Annotated in this window: 6 protein-coding genes; 1 reads left to right on the top strand and 5 read right to left on the bottom strand. The window is 44.8% G+C overall.

Translation table 11 applies throughout. The features are described 5' to 3' along the window. Positions 1-64: 64 nt before the first annotated feature. Together AC5V8P_RS22785 and AC5V8P_RS22780 are read right to left on the bottom strand one after the other, a co-directional pair. Positions 65-868: an MBL fold metallo-hydrolase gene (locus tag AC5V8P_RS22785; RefSeq protein WP_064797103.1), complete on the bottom strand. Its 804-nt coding sequence runs from the start codon at positions 866-868 to the stop codon at positions 65-67. Between the two features lie 126 nt (positions 869-994). Beyond that, on the bottom strand, positions 995-1,291 hold the full coding sequence (locus tag AC5V8P_RS22780) for a hypothetical protein (RefSeq protein WP_064797102.1): 297 nt from the start codon (positions 1,289-1,291) through the stop codon (positions 995-997). Between the two features lie 163 nt (positions 1,292-1,454). On the opposite strand from AC5V8P_RS22780, the gene AC5V8P_RS22775 reads away from it, so the two are divergent. Next, complete coding sequence (locus AC5V8P_RS22775) at positions 1,455-2,687, top strand: aminopeptidase (RefSeq protein ID WP_064797101.1); 1,233 nt, start codon at positions 1,455-1,457, stop codon at positions 2,685-2,687. A gap of 76 nt (positions 2,688-2,763) precedes the next feature. On the opposite strand, the gene AC5V8P_RS22770 is transcribed toward AC5V8P_RS22775, so the two are convergent. From AC5V8P_RS22770 to bioB, 3 genes are all read right to left on the bottom strand, one after another. After that, complete coding sequence (locus tag AC5V8P_RS22770; protein WP_064797100.1) at positions 2,764-3,255, bottom strand: hypothetical protein; 492 nt, start codon at positions 3,253-3,255, stop codon at positions 2,764-2,766. 152 nt (positions 3,256-3,407) lie between these two features. Further along, positions 3,408-4,526, bottom strand: a complete 1,119-nt coding sequence (locus tag AC5V8P_RS22765) for a glycerol dehydrogenase (protein WP_064797099.1) — start codon at positions 4,524-4,526, stop codon at positions 3,408-3,410. Positions 4,527-4,562: 36 nt separating this feature from the next. Then, the gene (gene bioB, locus AC5V8P_RS22760) at positions 4,563-5,582 is read right to left on the bottom strand and encodes a biotin synthase BioB (protein ID WP_064797098.1); all 1,020 of its coding nucleotides are present in this window, start codon (positions 5,580-5,582) and stop codon (positions 4,563-4,565) included. Between the last annotated feature and the right edge of the window lie 132 nt (positions 5,583-5,714).

Below are 5,714 nucleotides of genomic sequence, written 5' to 3'. Positions count from 1 at the left end.
AAAAAAATTCCACGACAATACAAAAAAACGATGCCCCGCAAGGCATCGTCCTTCACACACATGACTACACATAGCGTCCCTGCTTGGGTACTGCCATGTGTTCAAAATCTCTAGCTAGTCGCTCCAGCTGATCTGTCAGCTCAGTGCCATGCATGTAATGTCCATGCCCTGTAACAGCAATTGCAGGCTTTAAACCGGCCAGCATCTTCACTGACCGCTGTGCAGCTTGCCAATCTGTTGTAAAATACGCAGGCGGCCCGTGGATTTCTTTTTCCTGTAAAAGCACAGCGAGTGCTGATTCCTGCTTTACCGTGATAAAAGCGTCACCAGCCACCATTAAGCGTCTCCGCTCATGAAAAAGCGATACATGGCCAGGCGTATGTCCTGGTGTATGAAGCCACTTCCAACCAGGGGCGCCAGGGACACTGCCATCTTGGGGCAGCGAAGTGATACGATCATCGAGATCTATAGCATCATTGGGGTACAAAAAGGAAATGCCTGACATCAAACCTCCCCCCACACTGGGGTCAGGTTTTTGATAATCTTTCATTCCTGTTAAATAAGGTAATTCCAAAGGGTGTGCGTACACAGGTGTACCCCAATGCTGTACCAACTCAATAACCGACCCTACATGGTCGAAATGACCGTGAGTAAGCACAATAGCAACCGGAGGCCCCGTAAACCGTTCCTCAGCCAGGCGTATAATCGAGTCTGTGAATCCTGCCATCCCCGTATCCACCAGCACCCAGGATCGGCTTCCCGGTTCTCCGATAAAACACACATTTACAAACAGCGTCCGTAAGCTCAGGAGATCGGGAGCAGCCTCTTCATTTGCCGTCATTCCTTCGGTGAACAGATGATTTGCCAAAGCTTCACCCTCCTATTCACATGGAATTTCCTGTTATACTCGACCTTTAGGCTTCCCCCATGTCAGCAGATTATGCGGACACTGCTAAATATAATCCGCTTGTCACGAAAATAGACCATGTTTACATTACTCGGGTAATTTACTCCATGCGGCATCCAGCAAATAGTCGAAAAGATCATCGTTCTCTTCAATCCAGCTATCCATTTGTAGCATCTCTTCCTCCAGGCGTGGCTCTCCCGCAAAATGAAGACTATAATCCCACTCTTTTCCCTTTTTACTGTGGAAGGTAATTTCATAAATAGAGCTCTGTCCGTCCACTCCAAATACTACTTGGCCTAAATATACACCATTCTCATCTCTTGTCATTTGTGCCTGCTGAATATGTACTTCTTTCAATTCCTCAGAAGAATTTTGCTCTGTCATTTATTTATCCGCCCTTTCATTTTCACTAAAAAGTACCAAAACTGATTTGTGAACCTTTTCGTTACATTGTACAATATATAAGCTATGTGTGGAATTTGCAAAAAAACTGTGCAAATTACCCTATTCTTATTTGAGGCTTTTTCGTGAAATGGAGGAAAGTTACATGTCAGATTTTCAACAAAAATTGCAGAAATATGCGGAATTAGCTGTTCGTGTGGGCGCTAATGTCCAACCTGGGCAGACACTTATCGTTCATGCGCCAATCTTGTCTGCCGATCTCGTGCGGCTAATCGTTAAATCAGCGTATACTGTCGGAGCCAAACTGGTTAAAGTAAAATGGAGTGATGAGACGGTTACCCGATTACAGTATGAACTAGCTCCTGATGAAACATTTAATATTGCTCCCAAATGGTACGCAGCTGAAATGACTGAAGAAGTCGAAAATGGCGCTGCTATCCTTCATGTTCTTGCAGAGAATCCGGATTTGCTTCAAGGGATTCCGTCCAGCAGAATTACGGCTGCCCAGCGCGTGCGATCACATGAGTTGCGGCAATACCGTGAATACCAAATGGCTGACAAGTTCAGCTGGTCTCTGATTGCTTATCCTTCAGCAGAATGGGCAGCTAAAGTATTCCCTGATCTGCCAGCTTCCGAACAAATGGATAAGCTGTGGGAAGCTATTTTTAGCACTGTGCGTGTGGATCTTGACAACCCTGTGGAGGCATGGAATGAGCATCTGAAAACCCTCTCCAGCAAAGCTGATATCTTAAACTCCAAACGCTATAAAAAGCTGCATTATCTGGCCCCAGGCACAGACCTCACCATCGAACTTGCAAAAGACCATCTGTGGGTAGCAGCCGAAAGCGTCAACCAACAGGGACATACTTTTGTAGCTAACATGCCTACTGAGGAAGTATTTACAGCTCCACTCAAAACGGGGGTAAACGGTAAAGTCAGCAGCACCAAGCCTCTCAGCTACAGTGGCAATATCATCGACAACTTTTCACTGACCTTTGAAAATGGACGTATTGTCGATGTACAGGCTGAAACCGGCTTGGAGACTCTCCAGCATCTCGTAGAGATGGACGAAGGTTCACATTACCTGGGCGAGGTTGCTCTCGTGCCTCACAAGTCACCGATCTCTGATAAAAATATTTTATTCTACAATACATTGTTTGATGAAAATGCCTCGAACCATCTGGCTATCGGTAATGCTTATGCATTTAACCTTAAAGGTGGTAAGGATATGACTCAAGAGCAGTTGGCTGCCAACGGTCTGAACTCCAGTTTGACTCACGTCGACTTTATGATTGGTTCAGGTGAAATGGACATCAACGGCGTTACTGAGGACGGTACTGAGGAACCGATCTTCCGCAAAGGAAATTGGGCGATTTAACATGGCAAAAAGGCTCTCGCCGCTTCATGCGGGAGAGCCTTCTTGCTTGATTCTTTAGGATGTATTAAAACTATTTTTACAACGTACTAATCCAGTAATTCGCTGCAAGTCCAAATACAATTTGGACTACGCTGATGATGAAAAAAACAATAAAGCAGCTTACAACTCTTCGATTAATGGTTTGATGTAAGGATAAAGATGATTTCACATAGAACATACTACCTAATATCCCTAAACACAGACCAAGGACGCCTGCAAATAACCACCCTATAACCAAGCTGACCACGACAAAAGCCCAACTCCAGCCCGGAGTCTTACTTACTGGAACATAAGGTTGGTTGGACCCAAGATATATACCGTCCACAGCTAAATCTGCTTTGTTGCCAATGACTACAACATTCACAGCTTTCTCCTTCAATCTTATTGGAAAATCAATCAAGTTTAAAAATACGTTCTGGCTTTTCACCTTCTGCTCGCTACCATTCACAATGACTTTTCCACCATTAAAGCCACGCTTGTACTCAATCGTATATTGAGTACCTTGATCTTCTACGTTCCATTTTGCCATCGCTAAACTCCTCTCAAATTTTAGGGGAGGCGTAAATATACTCCCGGCATTTCCTAATTATGTACCATGAAAATCATACCATAAGCTGCAAGTTAAATAATGGAAAAAGGCCGCTTATTAGCGGCCTCTGAATCTACTTTATTAGTATGGGGTTAGTTTCTATGACCAATTTTAGCCTTGTAGGCAACGGAATACTGGTCAGCCGCTAAGATTGCATCAAGCACACCATCTGCTGTAACAGCAAATGGTAAATTGTGAGCTGTTTCGCCTTCTTTGGTAGCAGCCTGAGCTACCCGGTACAAATCCTCTCGGGAGGCTTCCTGCAGCTTAATGTCTTCCAGCGTAACAGGCAGATCCAGTTTTAAGTAAAAATCAATATACCGCTCCACTTCAGTTAAAGGTCTCTTTTCCAACGCAAGCTGTACTAAGGTGCCAAAGGCTACTTTTTGCCCATGTGTCAGGTGATGAATATCTCCCTCCAGCACGGTAAAACCGTTGTGAATGGCATGTGCGCCTGCCAAACCCCCGCTTTCAAAGCCCAGACCGCTTAGTAGCGTATTGGCTTCCACCACCGCTTCAAGCGCCGGTGTAACGACTTTGCGTTTCACAGATTCGTAAGCTTGTAGTCCATAATCGAAAAGAACTTCCTCGCACTTGGACGCAATGGCTTCTGCCGCCAGGGTTGGCAAGCCGCCTGCCATAGTTGTAGCACGTGCTTCAATGACTGCGCGAGCTTCAACCCACGTTGCCATGGCATCCGCAATGCCTGAGGAGAGGAACAAAGGCGGCGCTTGAGATATGACTTTCGTATCGACCAAGATTAAGCTCGGATTTTTACTGAAAAAGGAATACGTATCAAATGCACCCTCATCGGTGTACAAAACAGATAGGGCACTGGTGGGTGCATCTGTAGAAGCGGTCGTTGGAACAATCACAACCGAGGAACCCAGTAATTCATTAACGGCTTTGGCGGTATCCAGCGTTTTACCACCACCTACACCAATGACAATATCGACCTTGTTGCTTCGCCCCTCATCAGCAATACGGTTTACTTCATTTTTGGATGCTTCCCCTTGAAATTCAACCTTTATCGCAGTAATATCGGCCTGTTCCAGACTTTTGAATACCCGATCGGCTGCGATCTCCCAAACCAGTTTGTCCGCAATAACCAAGGCCGTATGACCTAAAGGCTTAACATATTGACCTGTTTTATCAATCACATTTTTCCCTTGCACATATTTACCCGGACTAATAAATACTTTTTCGCTCATCGTTCAACTCTCCCTTCCAAGTTTATACCATCTCTATTATACGGCTGAAAGGGCACACATCTCAATTTCAAAGCCAAGATCTTCTATCATTTGATGATCAGCGGTAATTTCTTGGCCTTCTGTCGTTAAATAATCTCCTACAAAGATCGAATTTGCTGCATACAGAGATAGTGGTTGTAATGAGCGTAAATTCAATTCCCGTCCACCTGCGACGCGTATTTCCTTGGATGGACAGATGAACCGAAGCAGTGCTAATACCTTCAAAGCTTGGATCGGCGAGACCCGCTGTGCTTCTTCCAAAGGAGTTCCGGGGATTGGATTCAGGAAATTAATCGGAATTGAGTCGGCATCCAATTCTCTTAAGGCATAAGCCATTTGAACGATTTCCTCATTCGTCTCTCCCATACCGATAATCACGCCAGAGCATGGAGACATTCCGTATGATTGAGCCATTTTCACAGTTTCGATGCGTTGGTCATATGTATGTGTGGTCGTAATCGAGGGATAGTTGGCCTTGCTTGTATTTAAATTGTGATTATAACGGTGTACCCCTGCATCTGCCAATCGCTGTGCTTGATCTCCCTTTAGAATCCCCAAGCAAGCGCAAATCTTGAGCGGCATGGTACGAGTAATTTCTTGCACAGCATCAATTACCTGATCCAGTTCTCGATCTGTCGGACCTTTGCCAGAGGCTACAATGCAATATGTCCCTGCTTTTCGTGCTATGGCTTCTCTCGCTCCAGCCAATAATGATTCCTTGTCCAGCATACTATACTTGCTGACAGGTGCCGTGGAAACGATGGATTGAGAGCAGTAACCACAATCCTCCGGACACAGACCGCTTTTGGCGTTCATGATCATATTGAGCTTTACTTTTTTTCCGTAAAAATGATGCCGCACCTGAAATGCAGCTTGCATAATCGGTAATAATTCCACATCGTCCGCTTCCAGTACAGCCATGCCTTCTTCCAGCGTCAGATTGCTGAAACGGATCGCTTTTTTTGCCAGCAATCCCCAATCTACACCCTTATCTACATCTTGATTGAATAAATTCATGTTTTAGCCTCCCTTAGTTCAATGATCATGTAACCAGTCGAGATTTTCAGCTTAAAGAACCCACTCTATTGTCAACTTAGTAACATTCTATCAGGTTGACAATAATACGAATATCATATCAATTCATATTCT

This window comes from Paenibacillus sp. N119s, from assembly GCF_059447605.1.
Note: the sequence above shows the minus strand (reverse complement) of the source record. Positions and strands in the feature narration are given on the sequence as shown.